Raw genomic sequence first — 24,691 nt, 5'->3', positions numbered from 1 at the left:
TTCTTTTCTGCCTGTCAGGCCTAAACAGTCGGCTCCGCTTTTCTAAGTTGGCACAAAACTTGCATCTACATGTGTAATGAAAGTATGAAGGAGGAAACAAGATGACAACTTTGACAAAATCACAGGAACTGATCCAGCAGACATCCAAGTTTGGAGCAAACAATTACCATCCGCTGCCGATCGTTATTTCGGAAGCGTGTGGGGTATGGGTTAAGGATCCTGAAGGCAATGAGTACATGGATATGCTGAGTGCTTACTCTGCTGTGAATCAGGGTCACAGGCATCCAAAAATTATTAAAGCCCTGAAAGATCAGGCGGATAAAATCACCCTGACATCCCGTGCTTTTCACAACGACCAGCTTGGGCCTTTTTATGAAATGACGGCAAAGCTGACGGGAAAAGAGATGGTTCTGCCGATGAATACGGGAGCAGAAGCAGTAGAAACAGCAATCAAAGCTGCACGCAGATGGGCATATGACGTGAAAGGCGTAGAAGAAAACCGTGCTGAGATCATCGCATGCATCGGAAATTTTCACGGCCGTACAATGTCCGCTGTATCCCTGTCATCAGAAGAAGAATACAAGCGCGGCTTTGGTCCAATGCTGCCTGGCATCAAATTGATTCCTTACGGAGATCTTGAGGCATTGAAAGCAGCGATTACGCCTAATACGGCAGCATTCTTGATTGAACCGATTCAGGGAGAAGCAGGGATTGTCATTCCGCCTGATGGATTCCTGAAGCAGGCATCCATGCTTTGTCAGGAACAAAACGTCCTGTTTATTGCCGATGAAATCCAGTCAGGTCTTGGCCGTTCGGGAAAAACATTTGCATGTGACTGGGAAGATGTTGCTCCTGATATGTACATTTTGGGCAAAGCACTTGGTGGCGGGGTATTCCCGATTTCATGTGTGGCCGCAAATAAGAACATACTCGGTGTTTTCAACCCGGGATCACACGGTTCCACGTTTGGAGGAAATCCGCTGGCATGTGCTGTTTCGGTGGCTGCTCTTGAGGTGCTGGAAGAGGAGAAGCTGTCAGAGCGTTCACTGAGACTGGGAGCTTATTTTAAAGAGAAGCTTGCAGAAATACAAAATCCTCTCATTAAGGAAGTCCGCGGTAGAGGTTTATTTATTGGGGTGGAACTGACTGTACCGGCGCGTCCGTATTGCGAAAAATTAAAAGAAGAAGGCCTGCTCTGCAAAGAGACGCATGAGACGGTTATTCGCTTTGCACCTCCGCTTGTGATTTCAGAAGATGATCTCCAGTGGGCAATTGAAAGAATTACAAGAGTACTATCTAAATAAAAAGCTATTATCATATCAATGGGGTGGAATCATGGGGATTATTAAGGACGTACAACAGGCAGATAAAGAAAAAGAAAGCTTGAATTTATTTCAGTCGACGCAGACAATCATCAAAGAGGCTTTGGGAAAATTAGGCTACTCAGAAGAATTTTATGAGCTGCTGAAGGAGCCTGTGAGAATGCTCACTGTCCGCATACCGATTCAGATGGACGACGGCTCGGTCAAAGTGTTTACAGGCTACCGTTCCCAGCACAACGATGCCGTCGGTCCGACAAAGGGCGGCGTGCGCTTTCATCCGGAAGTAAATGAAGATGAAGTAAAAGCCCTTTCCATCTGGATGAGCTTAAAATGCGGCATAGTCAACCTGCCGTACGGCGGCGGAAAAGGCGGCATTATCTGCGACCCGAGAGAAATGTCATTAAAGGAGCTTGAAAGACTGAGCCGCGGATATGTCCGTGCCGTCAGCCAGATTGTAGGTCCTACAAAAGATATCCCAGCCCCGGATGTGTTTACAAACTCCCAGATCATGGCGTGGATGATGGATGAATACAGCAGACTGCGCGAGTTTGATTCACCGGGTTTTATAACAGGCAAACCGCTTGTCCTTGGCGGTTCCCACGGAAGAGAAACGGCAACAGCAAGGGGAGTGACAATCTGCATCGAAGAAGCGGCAAAGAAAAAAGGCATCAGCCTTGCCGGTGCCCGCGTAGTCATTCAGGGCTTTGGAAACGCAGGCAGTTTCCTCGCCAAATTCATGCATGATGCAGGGGCAAAAGTCATCGGTATATCTGATGCCTACGGAGCGCTGCATGACGCAAACGGGCTTGATATTGACTACCTGCTTGACCGCCGCGACAGCTTTGGCACGGTCACAACTCTGTTTACAGATACGATCACAAACAAAGAGCTGCTTGAACTCGACTGCGACATCCTTGTGCCGGCAGCTATCTCAAACCAGATCACGGCTGAAAACGCCAGTAAGATTAAAGCATCCATCGTCGTAGAAGCAGCAAACGGGCCAACGACGATCGAAGCTACCAAAATCCTCACACAGCGCGGAGTCCTGCTCGTTCCGGACGTCCTGGCAAGTGCGGGAGGGGTAACCGTTTCCTACTTCGAATGGGTGCAGAACAACCAGGGCTACTACTGGACCGAGGAAGAAGTCGCAGAACGTCTGCAGAAGGTCATGGTCGATTCGTTTGAAAACACGTTTCAGACTGCACTCATTCACAGAGTTGACATGAGACTTGCCGCCTACATGATCGGCAGCCGGAAAATGGCTGAAGCATCCCGGTTCAGAGGATGGATATAAAAACCAGAATAAAGAACACAAATCCTGGTGGGGTTTGTGTTTTTTTTGTAAAACTAATGCGGAAGCCTGTGATAAACTTAAATAGAGAAATAATGGAAAGCACAGAATGAGTCTTTGCAGGGGGGCTGCAGCATTGAAAGAGACAGAGGAAGGATTTCAAATCGCTTCAGAAACAGAAAGATTAATCATAAGACCATTGCAAAAAGACGATTATGAGAATTGGCTGAATGAATTTGAAGCACGTCATCCATCACTAAACCGGCACGACAGCGGGAAAATAGATATGAGTGAATGCACACGGGAGTGGTTTCATCAGCTTGTAGACAAGTATCAAAGGCTCGCACTTTCGGATACCGCTCATGTTTTTGATATTTTCAGGAAATCGGACGGCAGAAACATAGGCACGGTTGATTTTTCAACCTTGGCAAGAGATGATTTTCAGTGGGGACGGATCGGGTATACCATGCATAATCAGCATTGGAAAAAGGGATACGGCAGCGAAGCGGTTAAAGAAGCTCTTTCCATGGCTTTTCACCAGTTGAAATTCCACCGCATCGAAGCCCACATCAACCTCGATAATACGGCTTCAATCAAACTGGCCCAAAGTGCAGGCATGGCATACGAATGCACGCGAAAAGGTTTTATATACGAAAACGGTGAGTGGACGGATCATTTGATTTATGTCAAAACCGCAGACTGATTATTTAACAAAAACAGGGACTACCCAATGAAGGGAGTCCCTGTTTTTGTTATCGCTGAAGCTTGTATTTTAATGCTGCGATACAAATCACAAGCCAGGCGCAGCCTGCTGCAAATCCTGCGATCACATCGCTTGGATAATGAACACCCAAATAGATGCGGCTGAAGCCTATTAATAGAATGAGAAGCATCGACAGGACCAGGATCAGGACTTTCACGCTTTTTTTTCTGACCATGGTCGTCAGCAGGTAGGCTAAGATGCCGATAAAGGAAAAGGAAACCATGGAATGGCCGCTTGGAAAACTGTACCCGCTCTCCTCTAAAAGCGGGTTAAAAGTCGGGCGGTCTCTTTTAAACAGCCATTTCAAGTAATAATTCAGAAGAGACGAGCCGGATACTGATACGATCAGAAACAGACCTTCCCACCATTGCCTGGCAATCAAAAGAAAGATCAGGGCAATGGACATGCCGATCATAATGCCTGTTACAGATCCTAGGGAGGTTATGGCGGACATGATTTCGCCGAACCAAGGAGTCCGAAGGCCGTGTATGTATTGAATGATAGGAGTATCAAAGGATTTAAGTTCCATTTCTATGACTTCATCGGCAAATTCGATAAAGACAAAACAGCATGCGCCGATGAGAAGGATGGAGTACATAATGAATGATTTGGACAGGCGCTCTTGTGCTTCGTTTTTCATGAACATGCTCCTTATGCGTTTAATTGTAGGAATACCACGTTTCACAAGCAAGCAAACATGTGGTTTCAATTGCAGGATTTTAGGAAAATAGAATACTACAATTGGAGGTGCTGCACAATGATAAAAGAACTGATAAAACGCATTCAGCTGCATGAAACTGGGGATCAGGCAGCCGTCCTGTCCCATTTCTTCCTGCTCTCATTATTTCCGCTGCTGATTTTTCTTGTAGCATTGCTTCCATACCTGCAGATTGAGACAGCGACAATCGTGGACGTTATTAAGCAATATGCCCCGGCTGAGGCGGGATCCATGCTGACGGACCACTTGACCGGTCTGATAAATGAGCCAAACGGGGGCCTGCTTTCATTCGGACTTCTAGCGGCCCTCTGGTCTGCTTCTAATGCTACCAACGCCTTAATCCGTTCACTGAACAAAGCGTTTATTGTCGAGGAAACGAGGCCGTTCTGGAAAATCCGCCTCCAGGCCATCATTATGACGGTGGGACTTGTCCTGACGTTTGCGCTGACACTTGTCCTCCCGATCTTCGGAAGTGCCATTATAGAATTTGTCGGCAACTACTTTTCTGTCGTGAGCGAAAATGAGATTTTCTTAAACGTCCTGAGATTCATTATTTCATTTTTCATGATGTGTGCGGTGCTGATGGTTCTCTACTATCTTGCACCTAATGAGGATATGACATTGAAAAGTGTGTACTTCGGAGCCATCGTCGCCACTGTCATCTGGCAAGTGATTTCTCTCGGATTTGCCTTTTATGTTTCGCAGTTCGGGAATTATAATGCTACATACGGAAGTATCGGGGGCGTCATCGTGCTGATCATGTGGCTGTATTTATCAGGCTTTGCCATCCTGATCGGAGGAGAAATCAATGCAATTAAAGCCTGTGAGAAGAATGGGAAAAAGTGTGTTTAAGAGAGACTGAAAAAAAACTCCAATCGATTGGGATTGGAGTTTTTTGTGTTTGCTATTTTGTATCCGGCATGTTGACAGCGTAAGAAAGTAGTCAAACGTACGGTATTTTCAGGTCAAAAACGATCTGGGAGGGTAAGCAAAAGCGTGAATCATACCCTCGGAAACCGAGAAACGATTTGGGAGGGTAAGCAAAAGCGTGAATCATACCCTCGGAAACCGAGAAACGATTTGGGAGGGTAAGCAAAAGCGTGAATCGTACCCTCGGAAACCGAGAAACGATTTGGGAGGGTAAGCAAAGGCACGAATCGTACCCTCGGAAACCGAGAAACGATTTGGGAGGGTATGCAAAAGCACGAATCGTACCCTCGGAAACCGAGAAACGATCTGGGAGGGTAAGCAAAAGCGTGAATCATACCCTCGGAAACCGAGAAACGATTTGGGAGGGTAAGCAAAAGCGTGAATCGTACCCTCGGAAACTGAGAAACGATTTGGGAGGGTATGTAAGAGTGAATCGTACCTCTGAAAACCGGGAATTGGAATGGCGGATAGTACCAAAACAAAATCCCCCAAAAAGTCAAACCCGGACTTTTCGGGTGATTTCTTTTCTGCCTGTCGGAGCTAAACGGCTGATTCCACTTTTCGCATTGTCCAGCTCCATCGCTCAACTCCTCTGCCAGAACAAAATTGCCCAAAAAGGCAAACCCGGCCTTTCTGGTCAATTTCTTATCTGGCTCCCGGAGCTAAACGAGCAATTCCGCTTTTCGCATTGTCCAGCTCCGCCTCCTAGTCCTTCCGTCAGAACAAAATCCCCCAAAAAGTCAAACCCAGACTTTTCGGGTGATTTCTTTTCTGCCTGTCAGGCCTGAACAGTCGGCTCCGCTTTTCTTATTCCCAATCAACAAACGCCTCCAACAATATCGACAGCAATATCCCCATCATCAGTCCGTTTGAAAGCAGCGGGGAGATGTAGACGGATAGGTCCCGGAAGACGGCAGGATCTGTGTTCATGATGCTGACGCCGATCAGAAGCGGGGCTGCGATCCGGAAGATGGTTTTTGAATCAAATGCCTTGCCCTGTATGCTTTTTAGCGCAGTGCCAAAGAGCTGGAGATAGGCGACAAACAGGACGGCGTTGCCTACAGTGATCGGGAGAGTGACCAGAATGGATACAAGAGGCGGAAAGATTCCCATAATCGTGATCATTGCTCCGCCGATCAGAAACGGTTTGCGCCGAAGTATTTGAGTGCTCTCCAAAAAACCGATGGTAGAGGTGAATGGCGCATACGAAACAAGGCCAAGCAGTGAAGCGCCAACGGAATAAGAGCCTGTAAGGAAAAAGGACCTTCTGAAGGACGCAGGTTCAGGTTCGTTCTGATAAAGCTTCGCAGCCGCCTGGATGGAAGCGATCGTATTGCTCAGATTCATCATCCCCCCAAGAAAGGCAATTAGGACAATTCCCCATTCCAGGTTAGGAAGGCCAAGAGGGAAGAAAATGGACCCTTCAGGAGAAACGGATTCTGCTGCAGTTTCGCCTGGGAAGAGGATCAAATAGAGAATCCAGCCGACCGCAATTCCAAGCAGAATGGAAAAGTTTCCGAGAAAGGCATTTCCTTTTATTTTAAGGAGGCTGACAAAAAGAACGAGCAGGATGGAAAATAAGCTCACAGCCACGTTTAAGGTTCCGTCATCTTCTATTTTCATCATCCCTTTAAAAAAGGTAAGAATCAGTTGAAAGGCAAGCAGGAATAAATAGACGCTCGCAACCATTGGCGTGAAGATCTTCTGTACCACTGCAGTCAAATTAAAAGCAGCAAGGATGATTGTGACAATGCCCGCGAGCAAAATGCCTGAAGCAATGCCCCCTCCAATTTGGGTAAAACTCATCCCAAGTGAGGACGCAGACATGCCGAGGTTAAGTATCAGACCCCAAATAATCCCTGAATGGCCTTCCATAATCGGGTATCTGTGGCCGATCCACCCCTGAAGAAAGCAGGCAATACCCGTAAAAATCAGGGAGCTTCTGAGAGTGACGGCAATCTGGTCCGGGGTCAGATCAAAAGCAGTTCCTACTGAAATCGGCACCACAATCGTATTTGCAAAAATAAAGAACAGCCACTGCACGGAGGCAAGCGGTGTCGTGAATTTAGAGTTGTTCATGTTTCAATCGATCCTCTCTGACATACTTCAGTATCTAATCTATCAAACATCATTTTAAAGTGGGAACCGTAATTAGATTTTTAAAAAACATCCATCTTCATCCATTCAATTTATGCTATCATACAGTCATGTATATGAAAAATATTTATATAATCAATAAAGTATATTAAAAAAGTATGGTAATAAGGAGGGTTGCATATGGATATCAGACAATTGAATTATTTCATTGCAATTGCTGAAGAAGGCCAGATCACAGCAGCTGCAAACAGACTGAAAATGGCCCAGCCGCCCCTCAGCCAGCAGCTGAAGCAGATGGAGACAGAGCTTGGACTTATTCTTGCTGAGCGCAAAGGGAAATCACTTGAGCTGACAGATGCCGGGGAAAAGCTTTACCAGCATGCATTAAAAGTAACAGATGCAATGGAAGAGGCCCTTTTTGAGGTGAAAGAAACTGGGACAGGGAAAAAGGGGAAGCTGTCCATCGGGGTGAACACCCTTTCAAACGATAAGCTGCCCGGTTTATTAAAGCATTTTCAAAAGAAATATCCTGATGTGACCTATAAAATTCAGCAGAATGATTCCGCCCAGCTTTGCAGGCTGTTAAAGGAAAAAGTCCTGGATCTTGCCATCGTCAGACTGCCTCTCGATCTGAATGATTATCACGTCATTCATCTTGAACCTGAACCGTTTTACTTTGTCTCTTCAAGTCCGCTTAATCCTGATCAAAGAACGGTTAAAGCAGAGGAAACTGTAAATGTGCCTCTCATTATCCCAAGTACAGAAGGGCTCGGTCTTTACAGCAAGATTTTATCTGTTTTTACATCAAGGGACCTTGATCCTGACGTCATATGTGAATGCTCGGATGTCACCATTCTCTTTGATCTGGTCTCAGCAGGTTTCGGGGCAACGATTGTCCCGGAGACGGTCATCAAATTAAAACCGCCTTCAGGCCTTCACATTTATCTGCTTGAAGAGACAGAGGGGTTAGGGGAATCCGGACTTATATATTTGAAAAATCACTACCTGCCGAAAACGGCACAGAACTTTATTGATCATCTGCAAGAAAAGAAAAAGGGACAGACGGAGGGGTAATCGTGAAGAAAACGCTTGTAAAGAATGTGCTTGTTGAAAAGGGCTATGGTTTTAATGAATTGGGAGATGTAACCGCTACAGAAACAGAAATGGTTGATTTCATTCTTGCTGGTGGGAGAATAGAAGAGATTGTGCCTGCCGGTTCAGGAAAATTGGAAGATTATGAGTTGTTCGATGCAGAAAGCGCATTGGCACTTCCTTCGTTTGCGGAAATGCATATCCATTTGGACAAGACTTATTACGGAGGAAGATGGAAGGCCCCGACTAAGGCGAAATCGATTTTTACGAGAATAGAAGAGGAGCAAACGCTTCTTCTCGAGCAGCTGCCCTCAGTGCAGGAACGCGCAGAAAAGCTGCTTGAGCTCCAGCTGATGAACGGGACAGGGTTTGTAAGAACACACTGCAATGTTGATCAGGTTATCGGTGTGAAGCATATTGAGCTGATCCAGCAGGCATTTAAGAGCTTTGAGAACAAGCTTGAAGGCGAAATCGTAGCTTTTCCCCAGCATGGTTTGCTCAGGAGCAGCAGCGTTGAACTTGTAAAAGAAGCGATGAGAAATGGAGCACAGTTTGTCGGGGGAGTCGATCCTGCGACGGTAGATGAAGATATTGAAAAGTCACTCTCTGCGATGATCGAGATTGCTGTGGAATTTGGGGCAGGAATCGATCTGCATTTGCATGACAGAGGACACCTTGGCATTTATACGATCAAACGACTATTAACTATGCTTGAAGATGCAAAATTCAAAAAGCCTGTGACAATCAGCCACGCATTTGGACTTGCTGCACTGTCAGAAGGCGAAGCACGGGAGCTTGCACTCAGATTTGCAGAACGTGGTGTCAGTCTTGCTTCAACCGTACCCCTTGATTTTAAGATGCCGCTTGCTTTAATGAAGGCTGAAGGAGTGGACGTTTATCTGGGCAATGACAGCATTACCGACCACTGGGATCCGTTTGGGACAGGGGATATGCTTGAGAAGGCTAACGTGCTTTCCCAGGTAAACCGGTGGAAGGATGAACTTGCCTTGAGTCAGTCGCTGGGCTATATCACAAAGGGAATAACTCCGCTGTCAAAAGAAGGTGAGCAGCTTTGGCCAAAACCGGGAGACCGTGCGGATTTTCTTTTAACAGAAGCATCCTGCTCTGCGGAAGCCATTGCGAGAAGAACAAAGAGAAAGGCCGTGTTCTATGGAGGAAAGGCTGTATATGAAGCAGAATAACCACAATGGCCGAGTTGTGCTTGTCCATTGAAGCGGTTACAATAATAGGGGCTTTATTTTTTCATAGGAGATGAATGGAAGATGAAACGTATTGCAGCGGGGATTTTAATGGTATCGGCTGTGTTTGTTCTTTTTGCCTGTTCAAAAGGAGAAAACGCGGCAGAAGGTTCACTGATGGTACATGCTGAAATCAGCGTTCCCGAAACGATCAGCCTGAACAAGGAAGAAACCCTATCTGTCACTGTCTCTCAAGGAGATCAGGCTGTGGAAGATGCTTCCGAGGTGCAGTTTGAAATCTGGAAAGCAGACAGCAAGGAAGAAAGTGAAATGATCAGAGCGGAGCACACAGGTGACGGCATTTATGAAGTTCAGAAATCGTTCAGTGAAGAAGGCAGCTACTTTGTTCAGACACATGTCACGGCACGTGACTTGCATGTGATGCCCAAAAAAGAATTTGTTGTCGGCAAAGGTGAACTCACAAATAAGGAAGAAGAATCAAACGAAGAACATTCTCATCACTAAAAGCTTCCAGCGGAGGCTTTTTTTGTTTTATAAATGATGAAATCTTCACATGAAATTAATAAATCTTTGTTACAATATTGATTAACGATATCGGTATTCGATATCAGGAAAGGTGATGGTCATTCGTGCGTGAATTTATTTTAGGCGCCATTAAAATTCACATCCTGTACCATGCGAAAATAGAGCCGGTCTACGGTTCTTTTATGATAGAGGAGCTTAGAAGCCACGGATATGAAATCGGCCCCGGAACACTCTATCCGTACTTGCACAATCTTGAGAAGGCAGGCTGCTTAACGAGGGAAGACCGGAAAGAAAATGGCCGGATCCGCAAATACTACAGCATCACAAAAGAAGGAGAGCAAGCACTGGAAGATGCTAAGAAAATGCTTAGAGAGCTTGCAAAAGAAGTGTTAAGGGAGGAGTATTGATGCTTAAAACTTGGATTGAAATTCTGCTGGTGTCAACGAGGCTTGGCCTCACTTCATTTGGCGGGCCAGTGGCCCATCTGGGTTATTTCAGAGATGAATATGTGAAAAAGAGGAAGTGGCTTGACGAACGCAGCTATGCAGATCTTGTGGCGCTCTGCCAGTTCCTGCCCGGACCTGCGAGCAGCCAGGTGGGCATATCCATAGGAATTGTCAGAGGAGGATTGGTCGGTGGCTTCATCTCCTGGTTTGGATTCACGATGCCTTCTGTGATTGCCCTTATCCTGTTTGCCTACTTTGTTACCGGTTTTCAGGCTGAAGATGCCGGGTGGATCACGGGTCTGAAGATTGTTGCAGTTGCGGTTGTTGCACAGGCGATTATGGGGATGGGGAAGAATCTTGCCCCTGACCGGCCGAGAATTGCCATCGCTGTGATTGCTGCAGTCTGCGCCCTGTTTTTCCCGACAGCAATCGGACAAATTGCCATCATCATCATTGCCGGAGTGACCGGTTACATCATGTACCGGAATCAGGACGTTCCAAAGGCTGATAAACTTGCTATTTCCATCAGTAAAAAGACAGGAGCTGCAGCCTGGATTCTTTTCGCGGGACTGCTGATCGGACTTCCGCTGCTCCGCCAGGTCTTCCCGTCTATTTGGATGGCAATGTTTGATACGTTTTACCGTGTCGGATCGATCGTCTTCGGCGGAGGGCATGTCGTTCTTCCGATGATCGAGAGAGAGGTTGTTCCTCCGGGCTGGATTTCTGAGGAAACCTTCCTTGCCGGGTACGGGGCCGCCCAGGCGGTTCCAGGACCGCTGTTTACGTTTGCGAGTTATCTCGGGGCGTCCATGAACGGTGTAACAGGAGCTCTTGTTGCGACAGCTGCCATGTTCCTGCCTTCATTCCTATTGGTTGTCGGCATGCTTCCGTTTTGGAATTTTCTCAGGGAGAAAAGCAGCGTGCAGGCAGCACTGATGGGAGTAAATGCCGCTGTAGTCGGTATCCTCCTTGCTGCACTCTACGATCCGGTCTGGACAAGTGCGATTAAATCGACAGGAGACTTTGCACTTGCCCTGGCAGCATTCGCTCTGCTTGTTTACTTTAAACTGCCTCCATGGCTTGTCGTACTTCTGGCTGCTGCCGGCGGGATTGTGCTTGGGATGATTGGATAGCAGATGAATGATGAAAAGACCTTCTTTTGAGGGTCTTTTTTCTGTTGGATATAAAAAAAGCAAAAAAAATCACCCGGAATAAATTCCGGATGATTCGCATTTAACCTCCAGGCTGAACTTCCACAGCTTGATCAAGAACTTCTTTTGGGATGCTGAAGCCTTCAAGCTCATTCATTTCTGAAAACTTTGTGGAGATGGACTGCTGCAGCTCTACTTCTTCGTTGTTTTCTGTAACGAACATTTTGATAACCATATCCAGGGCTTTCGGATAGTAGGTTTCTTTATCAAGTGTATACGTATAATCAATTTGTTCAATGTCCATTTGGTCCATAACAGCCTGCATGTTCGGATCAGAACCCATCATGTTTCCAGTCAGGCTCATCAGTTTCTCGCCGTTTCCTTTTACGCTCAGGATATACTCAGTGTCTGTTTCTTCAAGCTGTATGTCGTCTGCCATTGCTTCCATTTGCTTAATCTGGTCTGCAGGCGTCATTGTTTTTGCCTGGTTCATCATTTCTCCCATGCCCGGTCCTGCCTGGCTCATTTTGATCCATCCTCCGGAAACAGGGTCGTTCATGTATATGTACTGGTCATCCATATACATTTCAATGGAAGTTGTCTGTCCTTCAGCCGACATATTCATCGTCTGCTGCATGACGAGCGGCTCGATATTCGTTTTTGTCTGCATGTCGGCCGTTGTTTCCATTTTTCCTTCACTTGAAGTGACGATCATATCCATTGTTCCGTCCATGGCGAAGTTTTTAAGGTCAGCTGATTTCTCGGAAGCCGATGCAAGGACTTCTTCAGCTGTAGCTTCTTTCTCTTTATCTGCTGTTTCGGTCGTTTCAGCTTCTGCTTTCTCTGCTTGTTTGTCTTCTTTCTCCTCATTTGTTGCTGCGCTCTGTCCGCATCCGGCCAAAACGAGTGTAAACAGTAAACCGATCAATAAACTCCACTTTTTCAAAATAAACAAGCTCCTCTCCGATTTGGTCTATCAAGTTGTACATACTTTTAAACGTTTGACATCACTTAAAGTTTCACTTTTTTTAACCCCCTGACACTATTGGAAAACATTTGAACTTTTCCCTTTGTTGTCCAGTTTAAAACCCTTAAATAGGAAAATAGCAGGAATAGAACACATTAGGGGTTCCCTTGCCGAAAAGGCCTTCCTATCCATAAAAAAATCCGAACTGGTTAGCCCAGCTCGGATTGTATTTAGCTTAATTACTTAAACGGTAGGTTCGTCTCCCCACGTCTTAATTCCGTCAGATTCAAAAATGCCCAGTACAACATCGGCAACGTCCGGATCTGTATAGAGCAGGTCCCGGACCCTGATTTTAATATCATCAGCTACAGCAAGGGATAATCCCGGTTTCAGCTCCAGGTAGCTTTCAACATGATATTTCCGGCCTTCCTGGAGTATGCGGAGGTTTCTAATATCATCAACGTCCGGGTCAGTCAGGATTAATTCGGCAATCCGGTCTTCCACATCTTTCGGTGCAGCAACCCCGATCAGGCCGATTGTATTCTCATATCCGATTTTAACTGCGATGACAATAAGCAGGATTCCAATCAGCAGTGTGCCGATCCCGTCAAGCACATAGAGGCCGGTGAAATAAGAAACAACAATGGATACAAGAGCAAGAAGCGCACCGAACGTTGCGATAATATCCTCATAAAAAACAAGCCGGGTCGGGGGAGAGGCAAGGCTCACATTTTTGAATGCGTTCGAGGCAAGCCCAAGTCCTTTTCCTTCTGTTCTTGTTTCGTGTGCAATTTCTTTCATGGCTTTAATGAGTATGAGCCCGTCAACAATAACGGCAATCACCAGAATTCCGGCATTCAGCAAAATGTTTGTGGTCTCTTTCGGATGCTGGATCAGTTCCCATCCTTTATGAAGCGTTTCATAAGCCATTATGGAAATGACGATTACCGCTATGAGTACAAAAAGGTTCACCACCCGGCCGAAGCCTGTTGGAAAACGCTTCGTCGGAGCCTTTTCTGCAAGCGCGCTCCCGATAAAAACGAAGCCCTGATTGATTGCGTCTGCCGCTGAATGCAGAGTTGTTGCAAACATCGTTCCATTGCCGCTTATGAAGGCGGCAATCCCTTTAATAATGGTCAAAGCCGTATTTCCAAGAGCGGCAATCCCTGATGATTTGTTTCCCTTTTTCAGTAGTTGAAAAAACGACATAGTTCCACCTGCCCGTTTTTATTTGGTCATTTCCTATTACTATCTTGCAAATGCGGAAAAATTACTCCGTTTCGATGTCAATTGATGAATTGCGGAGCGGATCCTTCTTTTCTTTTCTGAGCAGATACAGTCTGTATGAATGACTGACTATGACTTTTAAAATGGCATAAGTCGGAACGGCGAGAAGCATGCCCAGCAGGCCGCCCATGCTTCCTGCGACAATCAGCAGCAGGATAATGGTCAACGGGTGAATATCCAGTCTTTTGCCCATAATCAGCGGGGATGTTACGTTGCCGTCAATCTGCTGGACGATAATGACCACGATCAGAACCTGTATAACCATAAACGGTGAGTCCAAAAAGCCTACAATCACAGCCGGAATGACCGCAATAAATGGTCCGAGGAAAGGAATAACGTTAGTCAGCATCGCAAACAGAGCAAGGAGAATGGAATAATCAAGCCCGATAATCAGGTAGCCAATATACATCATGACCCCGACGACAAGGCTGACAAGAGCCTGCCCCTGAATATAGGAGCTGAGGGCATGATCCATGTCCTTCAAGATCAGCTTTGCTTCTTCAGCTTTTGTATATGGAAGAAAGCGCAGCACTTGTTTCGGTGCATGGTCCCCGTCTTTCAACAGATAGAAGACGATAAACGGAACGGTCACAAAAATCGTCGCTATGCTTGTCAGAATGCCGATAAACCCAGTGATTCTGCTGCCGATATTGCTGACATTTGACTGAAAATAATCTGTTACAGAAGCCGTCATTTTTTCAAACGTCATAATGTCATTCTGTTCAAAGCGGGCAAACCATTTGTTTTCCCTCAGTGCAAGAAGGTTGTCCTGCAGAGTCTGAACGATTTGCGGGAAGTTGTTGATCAGCTGCTGAAACTGCTGCTGAATCGGCGGACCGATCAGGAAAACAGCGAGTGTGCCAAGTCCAATCACAAGCAAGTAAATAATAATGATGGAAATGGTATTTGGAACTCCTTTTCTCCCGAGAAATCTTACAATGGGCCGGAGCAGATAAAAAATGATGCCCGAAACAAGAAAAGGGAAGAATAGAGTCGTGAAAATGATTTCAAGAGGTCTGAAGATGAAATCCACTTTCGTTGATAAAAGAATGATTGTCAGAAAAATAATAATGCCGTATCCGATTTTAAAGATTTTGTCTTTCGGCAAATAGATGCACCACTTTCTAAAATATTTCTCACTTTCGTGAGCTTCGGCAATTTGCCATAATCAGCTTTTCCCGAGAAGGGACTGAATGAAACCAAGTGATTATTCCCACTGTTTGTACTGGCTCTCAAGCTGGCCTGCTGAAAGCTGATTTTTTTGAAGAGCAGGCGGACACATACGGTTATATTTGATGATGTCCTGATTGATCCGCTCAACTTCTTTAATACGCAGTTTTTCATCTTTAAGTTTCATAACAATCTCAATTTGCTGTTTGATTTCTTTTTGACGCTGCAGCCATGCGGGCAGATAGTTAGCATTTTTGACGATTTTGGAGAAAATATCCCCTTCGAGAGCACTTTTTGGCAGGGGTTTTCCCATTCCCGGCAGTTTTGCAGCACCGCCTTTTTTCTCAAATTCATCATAAATCGAGCTCATCAAATCTCTGTTCTCATTCTTGTAAGGTTCTTTTTTCATCGCAGCCTCCTGTATTTGCGTTTAAGGAGAACTTCTGTATCATCACGCAAAATCCTTGCTGTGAAGAGAGATAAAAAGAAAAACCCATCATAAGAGATAGGTTTCAAGGGCGGAACTAAGGCTGTTTACATATGTGACATCCAGTGACGTATGACAACGGTAAACCTGTTTTGCCTGAACCGGATTTAGGCTTGCAAAGCAGGTGGAAGCCCCCATCAGGGTGAATTCCTTCACGAGATCTGCCAGAGCCTTCATGCCGGTTTCAGCGATGAATCCGACACCATGAAAATCAATCAGGATCTGTTCTGCGCAGGTTTCCTGAAGCAGATTTAAAAGTCTTCCGGCGTTAGCTGAAATCAGCTCTTCCGTCAATTCCCCGTAGAGTGGAAGAAGGGCGGTCTTTTTCGTGAGCATAATGAATGGACACGAAAGCTCAATGATTTTCCTGTAAGCGTCCTCTGCCTCTTCTTTTTTTGCCAGCAGCTGCAGGTCTGTTTCCGCAAGTCTTCTGCGGTGAAGCTCGACCTGCTGAACGAGCGTCTCCATTTTTGAATTCTGCTCTGTAAGGATAAGATACAGAAAATCATCATCTGTATTCATATTCAATTTGAACAAAGCAAGAGGAGATTGATAGGTTCTGAGTACAAGCTCTGTTTCGCTTTTTCCGGAAGATAACACTTTCTCGGCTTTTCTCCTGCTGTCCTCATCAGCCAGATCAAGAAAGCTTTCCTGCTCTTCAAACAGCTTGCCTGCTGCCAAAGAACGTTCAATGATGCGGAAATTTTTATCTAATTTATAGAAAGGAAGCGGAAGATGTTTGCCGTCAAGCATGGCTGTCTTCCTTCAGCAGCCAGTCATTTGCGTCCGATAAGCCCGAGAAAAGCTGTGTGTTCTCTGAACAGCAGTGCTTAAAGTCAGACGCTGTAACCAGTCTGCCTCCCACAATCACTTGAGGAGAGTGATCAAGTTTTTCTATTTCATCTATATAATGTGACAGACGTTCAGAGTTTTTACGGAGAGAAAAAGAAAGGCCGACTACATCAGGCTTCCAGTCTGCTGCGTATTCAAGAGCGTATTCCAGCGGCAGGCTCGCTCCAAACAGCCTCGTCTGATAACCGTGCCATTCAAACAAAATAGAAACCATCTTCAGCCCCAGGTGATGAAGTTCATCTTCCAGGCAAAGAAACATGGCTTTTTTTTCGGTTTTCGGTATTTGCTTTAAACTGTATTCTCTGTACCGCGACAGAATAAAGTCGCAGGTTGTGGTTGCAAGATGTTCATCAGCTACAGAAATCTCATCTTCTTCCCACAGCAAACCAATCTTTGCCATAGAAGGAGTTAATAGCTTCTGCATAACCGCCAGAGGATGTGCACCGCCATCATGGCTTTTTTTTAAGATGTTCCATGCGCTGTTTTGATTGCCCTCAAGCAGCAACCTTGTAAAAGCAGCAGTATCTATATTCATTCTGTCACCTCAGAATCCATCAATTAAATGTGTTATGACCCGATTTCTGCCATCTGAAAACTATCTTACCATATCGGGGATGCTTTATAAGAGGAAGAAGCATCCAGCAGCTTTGAAAAGAAACCCATTTCCCGGTTCAATTATTAGACTGTACAGGCAGAAATACGATAAAATAGACTTATTCCCCTATTTTGGACCTTCAAAACCGGTCTTTCCGCAATTCCTTTATACCAGCCCCAGGCTGACATCTTCATTTAAATATTCTTTAATATAAATCTGAATCCAGAGGTGAGGCCATATTGACATTTTCTGTAGATAACATCATTCTCATATTCGCTGTTCTCCTGACAATCGGAGTTATGACCGCTAAGTTTTCCTCGCGGCTTGGATTGCCTTCGCTTGTCTTCTTTATTGCTGTCGGGATGGTGCTGAGCCATTATATTTACTTCGACAATGCAAAGCTTGCCCAGCTTTTTGGCGTGATTGCCCTCATTATCATTATTTTTGACGGAGGTCTTCAGACTAAATGGATGGATGTACGCAAGATCATCGTTCCATCTTCTATGCTTGCGACAATCGGCGTTTTTGTTACAACCATTATCATAGGGGTATTCGCTAAATATGTTCTGGATCTGACATGGCTTGAAGGGCTTCTGTTCGGTGCAATCGTCGGATCTACGGATGCAGCAGCTGTTTTTGCCGTGCTCGGCAATAAAAACATAAAGAAAAGACTGACTTCGACACTTGAAGCAGAATCAGGAACAAACGATCCAATGGCCGTCTTTTTAACCGTTACCATTATCCATTTAATCGGCCAGCCTGAAACGGGATTCTTCGGTCTTATCCTGCGCTTCTTCTGGGAGATGGGTTTTGGGCTCGCGGCAGGCCTGCTGTTTGGTAAACTGGCTGTTTGGGTCATAAACAAAATCAATCTCGATTCTTCCGGTCTTTATCCGGTTCTGTCACTTGCCATGGCAATTCTTACTTACGGCCTTACTACGGCCGCACATGCAAGCGGACTGCTTGCGGTATACGTGATGGCGGTTATTGTCGGAAACTCGGATCTTACATTCCGTCATTCGATCATCCGTTTTAACGAAGGCTTCGCCTGGATGATGCAGATTCTAATGTTTATTTTACTCGGTTTGCTTGTATTCCCGAATCAGCTTGTTGATATCATCTGGGAAGGACTGCTGCTGTCCATTATCCTGATGATCGTCGCGCGTCCGGCAGGAGTGTTCCTCAGCATGATTGCTTCCAAGTTTACAGTGAAAGAAAAACTGTTTATTTCATGGGCAGGGCTGAGAGGAGCCGTTCCGATTGTCCTTGCAACCTATCCGATGCTCGCGGGGCTTGAAAACAGCCAGCTGATCTTTAACGTCGTCTTTTTCGTCGTTCTGACATCTGCACTGCTTCAAGGGGCAACCCTGACGCCTCTTGCAAACAAATTAAAACTGTCGGAAAGCAAGAAAATTTCCGTGCCTCATTCGCTTGAGCTGATTTCAATCGGGAGGACGAACAATGAAATGGTTGAACTGGAAGTCGGAGAAGGCGCTGCTGTCTCAGGAAAAGAACTCAAAGACATTGAGCTTCCGAATGATGCGCTTATAACAGCTGTCATCAGGAATGAAAAACTTCATACGCCGCGGGGGGAAACGAATATTTTCTCCGGTGATACGCTGTATATTCTTGTTTCTAAAAAGAACCGCGAAAAAATCAAAGCGATTTTTCAAGGGGAAATCCATGAAGCGGCAGAGATTTCTGAGTAGGATTCAGAACTCGGAATTTCATTACTTTAGAATAATCAGGCTCACTTAAACGAAAGGGCAGTGAAAAACATGGAGAGTTCTGAGCTTCTTATTTTTATGGAGGAATACGGATATGTTGCCCTTTACGTCATGCTGTCAGCGGGGACCTTCTTTATTCCCCTTCCTAACGAAGTCATCATCATGATGGGGGGATTTGCATCTTCACACGGAATCCTGCATCCGGTTCCTGCTTTTTTCACATCTTATTTGGGCATTATGACGGCCCTTACATGCTGGTTTTTAATTGGGAAAAGTTTTGGCGGGCTTGCTCTTTCCATTCTTGTCAGAAAAGAAAGGGCAAAGAGGCGGTTTGAACGATTTCAGCTTCGTTTCTCAAGATACGGAGAATACACGCTTGGAATCACTTATTTTTTTCCGCTTCTGCGTCATTTAGGTCCCGTTCTTGCGGGGATGAACAAAGTGAAGTTCTGGAAATTTGCGCTGCTTGCATACGGATCTGCTTTTATATGGGCTCTCGCTTTTTTTTGGCTCGGCAACCAGTTTGGAGACTCGGCTGAAACAGTTAATGCCCTGTTAAACCGCTTTGGCCCGGCTTTTATAGCATCAGGCTGCGCACTATTTGCAGGAATGATCCTGCTGCGCTATGTTCAAAGAAAAAGAATAAAATCACAGCAACACGGGGGTTAGAGAATGAGTGCTGAGACAATGGATGTTTTTCATAAGAAAACGGCATTAGATACAGCGAGTATATGGAGCGTGCGATTCTTGCTTGTGATCAGATTGAAAGGGAAGAAAACCGCACTCTCTTAGAAAATGATTTAAATCAGCTGAAAGTCCATTCAGTAAAACTCGGAAGGTAAAACATATCCGGGTTTTTTTGTTTGTGTAAACAAGCATCCAAACTCATAAAAAACACGTTATCAATGTAATCAGTGCTGACAGAAGTTTAGAAAACTGTTGAAATTAGGCGGATGTCCCGCCGGTATACCGTGATAAGATACAGTGGATGATATAAGTGAAAGGAATTGATCGAGATGAAAAAATGGATAAGTATAGCGGCAATGGCCGTTTTGCTGATTTTTCCTAATGCCGTCATGGCGCACACACATATGACTTCTTCTCTTCCTGAAGAAGGTTCAACTGTTACAGAACCATTGAAAACAATCGAATTGACCTTTGATACAAAGATAGAACCCCTAAGTTCAATGAAGCTTGTGAAAGATGGATCTGAGGTGCCTGTTGAGGTCAAAGCAGAAGGGGAAAAGCTTATCGGCACGCCTCAAAGTGAGCTTGAAAACGGAGCTTACACAGCTGAGTGGAAAATTATCGGCGAAGACGGACATGAAATGGAAGGAACGCTTGCTTTCAATGTTCAGCAGGAGGCTGCAGAAGAAGCTCCGCAAACGGAAGAAGAACCTGAAGACAGCGGGAAATCCGAAGTAGCTCAAGAGGAACAGCCGGCTGATGAACAGACCGGAAGTGCAGAAGCTTCGGAGGAAGGCTCTCCGGTTATGACAATAGCCCTTGCGGCAATTGGCGTTCTGGCCGTTATTTTCATCATTTCTCTCATGAGAAAAAAACGGTAAAGAGCTGTGAATATCCTGATACCCATCGGAGAAGGAATAACCTATATTCTTTTCTCCTTTTTAATTGGCCATGTGGTTCTGCAGCTTGTACCGGCCTCAAAAAAACCTGAAATGGTTGTGTCTAAGAGGTTCTTGCTGCTGTCTGTTGTTCTGATCATCGGGCTTACATTTCTGCCTGTTTTAAAGGTGATCCTGAGCTTTTATCAAGCGGCAGGAATCAGCCAGACCGTGCAGTCCGTGCTGATGGATTTCCAGATTGGACAATCCTGGATGCTCACAGCGGCTGCTGCGATTGTCTTATGGCTCGTTCTTTATATGGATGGTCCAAAATTCATTCAGGGCATGCTGCTGCTGTTTATGATCTTTGCACTTGGCTATGCAAGCCATGCTGCGTCATTATCGTTTTGGATGGGCATGGCTTCGCACAGTATTCATTTTCTTGCTGTGGCTCTATGGGCGGGTGTTTTGCTTCATGTAGCCTGGTTTACCGTTCATCCTGTAAACTGGCCGGCCTTTCTTAAGTGGTTTACGCCTTTTGCGGTTGCCTGTTTCGCGGTCCTGACCGCAGCGGGTCTGTTTGTTATGAACATGATGGTTGATTTGCGGGATTATGTGCAGGCATGGCCGCTGTCGTATGGCCAAGTGATTCTGCTAAAGCATCTGGCGATTATCCCCCTGCTGGTATTTGCTTTTTTAAATGGCTTTATCGGAAGGAAGGCAGGCGAAAGGGGAACGTTCGCGTGGGTCAGAGCAGAGAGTTTGATAGTTGGAACTGTTTTTTTTCTGACAGGCTTTCTTGGAACACAGGCTCCGCCTCACGACGTGAACGTGACGCTGCGTTCAGAAGGAGCTGCTCCCCTGTTTGAGTGGATCAAGGGCTTTGCCATAGAGCCTCAGGTAACGCTTAGCCTTGATTTTTCAATAGATGGCATCCTTCTATTATTTTTGGCAGGCCTTTTTCTTGGAATGATTGGTTTAAGTTTTATGAAAAAAAGAAACGCTTATGCAGCCGTTGTTCTTGCTTTGCTTTTCATTGTCTCAGCCTATTTGGGACTGATGTCCGGTGTGTCGGTTTCCTGACTGAGCACAATTTCTGACATTCATGTTTGCTGAAGCTATACTTTAATGGTGAGATGAACATTATTTTTGGAGGGATCTATATGGCTGAACATTCTTTTTATCTAAAAGCCCATTGGCCCGGACTCAGAAATGACGTTGGGGAAATCGAGAGCGGACAGCTGAAAACAAAAGTTTCCATACCGCCTGAAATGGATGGGCCGGGTGTTGGAACAAATCCTGATGAAATGCTCCTCGGCGCTGCAGCAACGTGCTACATTATTACGCTTGCGGCCATGATGGGGCGCAGCCGCCTTGAAAAAGAGGATTTAACGATGGAATCTGAGGGGATTGTTGAAGTGGTAAACGGGGTAATCACCTATAAACGAATCGTGCATCGTCCTGTTATCACGCTAAAAGCCGCAGCATCGGAAAAGGATATAGAGCTTGCGAAGAAACTTGCTGAACGTGCTGAAAGTTCGTGCATGATCAGCCGTGCGGTTAAAGGGAATGTGGAAATTGAACTTCAGGCAGAAATCAAGAAAGCAGCCGCTGAGTAACGGCTGCTTTGCTGTTTATTCAGATTGCTTATACATGCAATCTTCGTTTTTTGAGCGTTGTAATGATGCTGTATGAAACTTCTTTCCACAGCGATTCGTCTTCTTTATAAGCGGCAGTCAGTTTTTTGATCATCTCTGACTGCTTTTCTTTGAAATCAGGGTGATCTTTTTCAGGAAGATGTTTTCTGAGTGAGTCAACAAGCTGCTGGATTTTCGGGGCGCGCGGACCCCAGACCGCTTTTTCATTTCCGTCCCGGTCGATAAAGATGAAGATTGGAATGGCACGGGATGTTCCGTTTGTTAAGTACTGGTCCATTAAGTCAAGGTTGGAGTCGCGAAGCAGAAAACGCACGTCCATCCCTGCCTCTTCAGCAATTTTCAAAAGAATCGGGTTGTTGAGCATGGCATCTCCGCACCAGTCTTCTGTCAGGACAATGACGCGAAGAGACTGGGTTCTCATGCTTTCGAGAATGGAGATGTCATCTTCATCCAGCGAAAACCCCTCATGAATAATCGTCATTTCTTCCTTGTTGACATTCATTTGCTCCATGTATTCCTGTGCAGTTAACCCTTTTGCAAACCAAGTGTTTAGTGACATTGAATGTACCTCTCTCTGGTTTTTTATGATAACGGTATCAGAATCTTAGGGAAAAATCCAGAAAGTTGTTCTGACCCGGACGGATTGATAAATACGGAATGGAAGCTTAAGAAAAATGTCTCTTCAAATAGGGACTAAAAGACCATGAGGATCTCGAAGAGTTTAGTATAATAGTATTTTGTGAAAAACATAAGGGATACAAACATAAGGGAGAGAAACATATTGCTTGAAAAATATACCTCAACTGAAAGCCTGATTGAGATCGCCGTCAGTATAGGGATCTTCGTTCTGTTCATGGTCCTGCGCAAGCTGTTTACGAAATATGTGTTTAAGATGATTCTTAAATTCAGCAGCAAAACGCCGACAGATCTGTTCAGAAATGTACTGGTCGCCTATGATAAACCGCTGCGGATGTTTTTTATTCTGATCGGATTGTATTTGGCGATTCTGTATTCTCCTTTTCTGGACAATCAAAGGGACATACTCAGCCAGTTTTACCGGTCTTCCATTGTTCTCACACTGGCGTGGGGACTGTATAACCTGACAGCATCATCATCTCTGCTTTTTGATAAAGTAAACAAACGGTTTGAGCTTGAGATGGATGATATTCTTGGGCCATTTTTATCCAAAGTCATGAGATTTGTCATTCTGGCTCTTACTTTCAGCATCATTGCCCAGGAATTTAATTATGATGTTAACGGGTTTGTCGCCGGACTCGGTCTTGGAGGACTTGCTTTTGCCCTAGCTGCCAAAGAAACGATCGGCAACTTTTTCGGAGGCATTATTATTATCACAGAGAAGCCGTTTACCCTTGGTGACTGGATCAAAACACCAAGTGTAGAAGGAGTTGTAGAAGACATATCCTTCAGGAGCACAAAAATCCGGACATTCGCTCAGGCCCTTGTGACGGTTCCAAACTCTACACTTGCCAATGAGCCGATTACAAACTGGACGAAGATGGGGAAAAGGCAGATTCAGTTCACACTTGGGGTCACTTATGATACAACGCAGAAACAGCTTAAGACGTGCGTGAAAAAAATTGAGCATATGCTTACAGAGCATGACGGCGTTCATGATGAAACAATCAACGTTGTTTTTAACGCTTTTGGCGACAGCAGCCTCAATATTTTCCTTAATTTCTTTACGAAAACAACTGCTTATGCCGACCATTTAAGCGTGAAGCAGGACATCAACTTTAAAATCATGGCAATCCTGGAAGAGGAAGGCGTCGATTTCGCATTTCCGAGCCGGACCATTTACGTTGAAGGAGCCAAACAGGAAGTTAAAGAAAAAGAAAAGCAGTACAGCTAAAGCCGGTGCGGATGCACCGGTTTTTCTGGTACACTGATTACATGATATAAAGAGAGGAAGAACGCTTTGAAAAAACAGACGATTCTTTTTATCGGTGCAGGCCGGATGGCAGAATCCATCATTTCCGGGCTCGTAAAATCCCCGAACATCGAGGATATTTATGTATCGAATCATAGAAACAGAGAAAAGCTTCTGTATCTTGAGAACAAGTACGGCATCAGGCCTTCGTTCAACTGGAGCAGTGATGCTGAAAAAGCGGACATGATTCTGCTGGCTATGCCTCCTGAAGCTCACCCTGAATTTTTGAAGGAGCTTAAACCGATTTTAAAGGGGCAATTTGTTGTGACGATTGCAGCCGGTATCGGCCCGTCCTTTCTGGAAGAACATCTCGGCCAGCATGTACCTGCAGCATGGATCATGCCAAATACAGCTTCTGAAATCGGCGAGTCGATGTCACTTGCTGCCTATGGTCAGGCTGCTTTAGAACATCATAAATTGATGCTGAAGGATGTACTGGATGCGATAGGTGAATCAGAGGTGTGCACAGAGGAACAGGTTCATCAGTTAACGGCCATTACAGGAAGTGCCCCTGCATTTCTGTATGCATTTGCGGAGAGCTTGATCGAACAGGCAGAGACGTACGGAATTTCACATGAACATGCAACAAAGCTTGTCTCTCAAATGATGGCCGGTTCCTCTGCCATGCTGAAGCTGAAAAAAGCGCCGAAGGAACTGAGAGAACAAGTGACAACACCAGGGGGAGCTACAGCGGAAGGAATAAACGTTCTTGTAGAGGGCGGATACAGCCGTCTGATCAAGGAGGCAGTTATCGCCACCAATCGAAAAGCATTGGGCAAGTGGCAGGAGAATCAATAGAAAAATGAAAAGAGGATGAGGACGGTCAGGCGCGCTTAGATTCTTTTATTGTCGTCTGACGCTTGCCCGTCCCATTGCAGAG

General features: G+C 45.4%; 26 protein-coding genes. 17 read left to right on the top strand and 9 right to left on the bottom strand.

Annotated elements, in window-relative coordinates; translation table 11 throughout:
- Positions 1–101 precede the first annotated feature (101 nt).
- From RKD52_RS17805 to RKD52_RS17795, 3 genes are all read left to right on the top strand, one after another.
- Positions 102–1,304 carry an ornithine--oxo-acid transaminase gene (locus RKD52_RS17805; RefSeq protein WP_454100760.1) on the top strand — a complete coding sequence of 401 codons (1,203 nt, stop codon included), beginning with the start codon at positions 102–104 and terminating at the stop codon, positions 1,302–1,304.
- A 31-nt stretch (positions 1,305–1,335) separates the two neighbouring features.
- Entirely contained in the window at positions 1,336–2,616 is a 1,281-nt protein-coding gene (locus RKD52_RS17800) for a Glu/Leu/Phe/Val family dehydrogenase (RefSeq protein WP_411334554.1), read from the top strand.
- A 106-nt stretch (positions 2,617–2,722) separates the two neighbouring features.
- Positions 2,723–3,316, top strand: coding sequence for a GNAT family N-acetyltransferase (locus RKD52_RS17795; protein WP_454100759.1), 594 nt, complete (start codon positions 2,723–2,725; stop codon positions 3,314–3,316).
- 49 nt (positions 3,317–3,365) lie between these two features.
- Here the strand turns inward: RKD52_RS17795 and RKD52_RS17790 are convergent, their stop codons facing one another.
- Positions 3,366–4,016: a phosphatase PAP2 family protein gene (locus tag RKD52_RS17790; RefSeq protein WP_369735441.1), complete on the bottom strand. Its 651-nt coding sequence runs from the start codon at positions 4,014–4,016 to the stop codon at positions 3,366–3,368.
- 117 nt (positions 4,017–4,133) lie between these two features.
- Between RKD52_RS17790 and RKD52_RS17785 the strand changes: the two genes are divergently transcribed.
- Together RKD52_RS17785 and RKD52_RS17780 are read left to right on the top strand one after the other, a co-directional pair.
- The gene (locus tag RKD52_RS17785) at positions 4,134–4,946 is read left to right on the top strand and encodes a YihY/virulence factor BrkB family protein (RefSeq protein WP_369735439.1); all 813 of its coding nucleotides are present in this window, start codon (positions 4,134–4,136) and stop codon (positions 4,944–4,946) included.
- Positions 4,947–5,452: 506 nt separating this feature from the next.
- Positions 5,453–5,812 (top strand): hypothetical protein, encoded by a 360-nt coding sequence (locus RKD52_RS17780; RefSeq protein WP_454100758.1) that lies wholly within the window; start codon positions 5,453–5,455, stop codon positions 5,810–5,812.
- Positions 5,813–5,831: 19 nt separating this feature from the next.
- On the opposite strand, the gene RKD52_RS17775 is transcribed toward RKD52_RS17780, so the two are convergent.
- Positions 5,832–7,103 carry a uracil/xanthine transporter gene (locus RKD52_RS17775; protein ID WP_454100757.1) on the bottom strand — a complete coding sequence of 424 codons (1,272 nt, stop codon included), beginning with the start codon at positions 7,101–7,103 and terminating at the stop codon, positions 5,832–5,834.
- A gap of 198 nt (positions 7,104–7,301) precedes the next feature.
- On the opposite strand from RKD52_RS17775, the gene RKD52_RS17770 reads away from it, so the two are divergent.
- The 5 genes from RKD52_RS17770 to chrA all read left to right on the top strand — a co-directional run bounded on the left by RKD52_RS17770 (position 7,302) and on the right by chrA (position 11,537).
- Positions 7,302–8,195 carry a LysR family transcriptional regulator gene (locus RKD52_RS17770; protein WP_454100756.1) on the top strand — a complete coding sequence of 298 codons (894 nt, stop codon included), beginning with the start codon at positions 7,302–7,304 and terminating at the stop codon, positions 8,193–8,195.
- 2 nt (positions 8,196–8,197) lie between these two features.
- Positions 8,198–9,415 (top strand): amidohydrolase, encoded by a 1,218-nt coding sequence (locus tag RKD52_RS17765; protein ID WP_454100755.1) that lies wholly within the window; start codon positions 8,198–8,200, stop codon positions 9,413–9,415.
- An 81-nt stretch (positions 9,416–9,496) separates the two neighbouring features.
- Positions 9,497–9,937, top strand: a complete 441-nt coding sequence (locus RKD52_RS17760; protein ID WP_454100754.1) for a FixH family protein — start codon at positions 9,497–9,499, stop codon at positions 9,935–9,937.
- A 125-nt stretch (positions 9,938–10,062) separates the two neighbouring features.
- On the top strand, positions 10,063–10,365 hold the full coding sequence (locus RKD52_RS17755; RefSeq protein ID WP_454100753.1) for a PadR family transcriptional regulator: 303 nt from the start codon (positions 10,063–10,065) through the stop codon (positions 10,363–10,365).
- Positions 10,365–11,537: a chromate efflux transporter gene (chrA, locus tag RKD52_RS17750; RefSeq protein ID WP_454100752.1), complete on the top strand. Its 1,173-nt coding sequence runs from the start codon at positions 10,365–10,367 to the stop codon at positions 11,535–11,537. Before RKD52_RS17755 ends, chrA begins: the two co-directional genes overlap by 1 nt.
- A gap of 100 nt (positions 11,538–11,637) precedes the next feature.
- Here chrA and RKD52_RS17745 read toward each other — a convergent pair whose 3' ends face one another.
- From RKD52_RS17745 to RKD52_RS17720, 6 genes are all read right to left on the bottom strand, one after another.
- Positions 11,638–12,501, bottom strand: coding sequence for a DUF6612 family protein (locus RKD52_RS17745; protein WP_454100751.1), 864 nt, complete (start codon positions 12,499–12,501; stop codon positions 11,638–11,640).
- A gap of 264 nt (positions 12,502–12,765) precedes the next feature.
- Positions 12,766–13,731 carry a cation diffusion facilitator family transporter gene (locus RKD52_RS17740; RefSeq protein ID WP_454100750.1) on the bottom strand — a complete coding sequence of 322 codons (966 nt, stop codon included), beginning with the start codon at positions 13,729–13,731 and terminating at the stop codon, positions 12,766–12,768.
- Positions 13,732–13,792: 61 nt separating this feature from the next.
- On the bottom strand, positions 13,793–14,917 hold the full coding sequence (locus tag RKD52_RS17735) for an AI-2E family transporter (RefSeq protein ID WP_369735427.1): 1,125 nt from the start codon (positions 14,915–14,917) through the stop codon (positions 13,793–13,795).
- 99 nt (positions 14,918–15,016) lie between these two features.
- Positions 15,017–15,388 (bottom strand): DnaJ family domain-containing protein, encoded by a 372-nt coding sequence (locus RKD52_RS17730; protein WP_454100749.1) that lies wholly within the window; start codon positions 15,386–15,388, stop codon positions 15,017–15,019.
- Positions 15,389–15,475: 87 nt separating this feature from the next.
- A complete protein-coding gene (locus RKD52_RS17725; RefSeq protein ID WP_454100748.1) occupies positions 15,476–16,219 on the bottom strand; it encodes an STAS domain-containing protein in 744 nt (247 codons plus the stop codon).
- Positions 16,212–16,853 carry a cobalamin B12-binding domain-containing protein gene (locus RKD52_RS17720; RefSeq protein WP_454100747.1) on the bottom strand — a complete coding sequence of 214 codons (642 nt, stop codon included), beginning with the start codon at positions 16,851–16,853 and terminating at the stop codon, positions 16,212–16,214. The genes RKD52_RS17725 and RKD52_RS17720 overlap by 8 nt, the downstream gene beginning before the upstream one ends.
- Before the next feature lie 299 nt (positions 16,854–17,152).
- Here RKD52_RS17720 and RKD52_RS17715 point away from each other — a divergent pair, with 299 nt between their 5' ends.
- The 5 genes from RKD52_RS17715 (at position 17,153) to RKD52_RS17695 (ending at position 21,824) form a co-directional block, all read left to right on the top strand.
- Positions 17,153–18,622 carry a potassium/proton antiporter gene (locus RKD52_RS17715; RefSeq protein WP_454100746.1) on the top strand — a complete coding sequence of 490 codons (1,470 nt, stop codon included), beginning with the start codon at positions 17,153–17,155 and terminating at the stop codon, positions 18,620–18,622.
- 69 nt (positions 18,623–18,691) lie between these two features.
- A complete protein-coding gene (locus RKD52_RS17710; protein WP_369735419.1) occupies positions 18,692–19,309 on the top strand; it encodes a DedA family protein in 618 nt (205 codons plus the stop codon).
- Positions 19,310–19,656: 347 nt separating this feature from the next.
- Positions 19,657–20,208 carry a copper resistance CopC family protein gene (locus tag RKD52_RS17705; protein WP_454100745.1) on the top strand — a complete coding sequence of 184 codons (552 nt, stop codon included), beginning with the start codon at positions 19,657–19,659 and terminating at the stop codon, positions 20,206–20,208.
- 6 nt (positions 20,209–20,214) lie between these two features.
- Positions 20,215–21,288, top strand: coding sequence for a copper resistance D family protein (locus RKD52_RS17700; RefSeq protein ID WP_454100744.1), 1,074 nt, complete (start codon positions 20,215–20,217; stop codon positions 21,286–21,288).
- A gap of 80 nt (positions 21,289–21,368) precedes the next feature.
- Positions 21,369–21,824, top strand: coding sequence for an OsmC family protein (locus RKD52_RS17695; RefSeq protein WP_454100743.1), 456 nt, complete (start codon positions 21,369–21,371; stop codon positions 21,822–21,824).
- Positions 21,825–21,852: 28 nt separating this feature from the next.
- Here RKD52_RS17695 and RKD52_RS17690 read toward each other — a convergent pair whose 3' ends face one another.
- The gene (locus RKD52_RS17690) at positions 21,853–22,422 is read right to left on the bottom strand and encodes a thioredoxin family protein (RefSeq protein WP_454100742.1); all 570 of its coding nucleotides are present in this window, start codon (positions 22,420–22,422) and stop codon (positions 21,853–21,855) included.
- 222 nt (positions 22,423–22,644) lie between these two features.
- Here RKD52_RS17690 and RKD52_RS17685 point away from each other — a divergent pair, with 222 nt between their 5' ends.
- Together RKD52_RS17685 and proC are read left to right on the top strand one after the other, a co-directional pair.
- Positions 22,645–23,733, top strand: coding sequence for a mechanosensitive ion channel family protein (locus RKD52_RS17685; protein ID WP_454100741.1), 1,089 nt, complete (start codon positions 22,645–22,647; stop codon positions 23,731–23,733).
- A gap of 66 nt (positions 23,734–23,799) precedes the next feature.
- Positions 23,800–24,609 carry a pyrroline-5-carboxylate reductase gene (proC, locus tag RKD52_RS17680; RefSeq protein ID WP_454100740.1) on the top strand — a complete coding sequence of 270 codons (810 nt, stop codon included), beginning with the start codon at positions 23,800–23,802 and terminating at the stop codon, positions 24,607–24,609.
- Positions 24,610–24,691 lie beyond the last annotated feature (82 nt).

The sequence above is a fragment of the Metabacillus sp. SLBN-84 genome (genome assembly GCF_053629595.1).
Note: the sequence above shows the minus strand (reverse complement) of the source record. Positions and strands in the feature narration are given on the sequence as shown.

Excerpts from the sequence above, each read along its gene's own strand:
- RKD52_RS17770 (WP_454100756.1), top strand. The coding sequence starts at position 7,302 with ATGGATATCAGACAATTGAATTATTTCATTGCAATTGCTGAAGAAGGC.
- RKD52_RS17720 (WP_454100747.1), bottom strand. The coding sequence starts at position 16,853 with ATGAATATAGATACTGCTGCTTTTACAAGGTTGCTGCTTGAGGGCAAT.
- RKD52_RS17695 (WP_454100743.1), top strand. The coding sequence starts at position 21,369 with ATGGCTGAACATTCTTTTTATCTAAAAGCCCATTGGCCCGGACTCAGA.
- RKD52_RS17760 (WP_454100754.1), top strand. The coding sequence starts at position 9,497 with ATGAAACGTATTGCAGCGGGGATTTTAATGGTATCGGCTGTGTTTGTT.
- RKD52_RS17740 (WP_454100750.1), bottom strand. The coding sequence starts at position 13,731 with ATGTCGTTTTTTCAACTACTGAAAAAGGGAAACAAATCATCAGGGATT.
- RKD52_RS17800 (WP_411334554.1), top strand. The coding sequence starts at position 1,336 with ATGGGGATTATTAAGGACGTACAACAGGCAGATAAAGAAAAAGAAAGC.
- RKD52_RS17690 (WP_454100742.1), bottom strand. The coding sequence starts at position 22,422 with ATGTCACTAAACACTTGGTTTGCAAAAGGGTTAACTGCACAGGAATAC.
- RKD52_RS17805 (WP_454100760.1), top strand. The coding sequence starts at position 102 with ATGACAACTTTGACAAAATCACAGGAACTGATCCAGCAGACATCCAAG.
- RKD52_RS17710 (WP_369735419.1), top strand. The coding sequence starts at position 18,692 with ATGGAGAGTTCTGAGCTTCTTATTTTTATGGAGGAATACGGATATGTT.
- RKD52_RS17790 (WP_369735441.1), bottom strand. The coding sequence starts at position 4,016 with ATGAAAAACGAAGCACAAGAGCGCCTGTCCAAATCATTCATTATGTAC.
- RKD52_RS17775 (WP_454100757.1), bottom strand. The coding sequence starts at position 7,103 with ATGAACAACTCTAAATTCACGACACCGCTTGCCTCCGTGCAGTGGCTG.
- RKD52_RS17705 (WP_454100745.1), top strand. The coding sequence starts at position 19,657 with ATGAAAAAATGGATAAGTATAGCGGCAATGGCCGTTTTGCTGATTTTT.
- RKD52_RS17785 (WP_369735439.1), top strand. The coding sequence starts at position 4,134 with ATGATAAAAGAACTGATAAAACGCATTCAGCTGCATGAAACTGGGGAT.
- chrA (WP_454100752.1), top strand. The coding sequence starts at position 10,365 with ATGCTTAAAACTTGGATTGAAATTCTGCTGGTGTCAACGAGGCTTGGC.
- RKD52_RS17795 (WP_454100759.1), top strand. The coding sequence starts at position 2,723 with ATGAGTCTTTGCAGGGGGGCTGCAGCATTGAAAGAGACAGAGGAAGGA.
- RKD52_RS17725 (WP_454100748.1), bottom strand. The coding sequence starts at position 16,219 with ATGCTTGACGGCAAACATCTTCCGCTTCCTTTCTATAAATTAGATAAA.
- RKD52_RS17730 (WP_454100749.1), bottom strand. The coding sequence starts at position 15,388 with ATGAAAAAAGAACCTTACAAGAATGAGAACAGAGATTTGATGAGCTCG.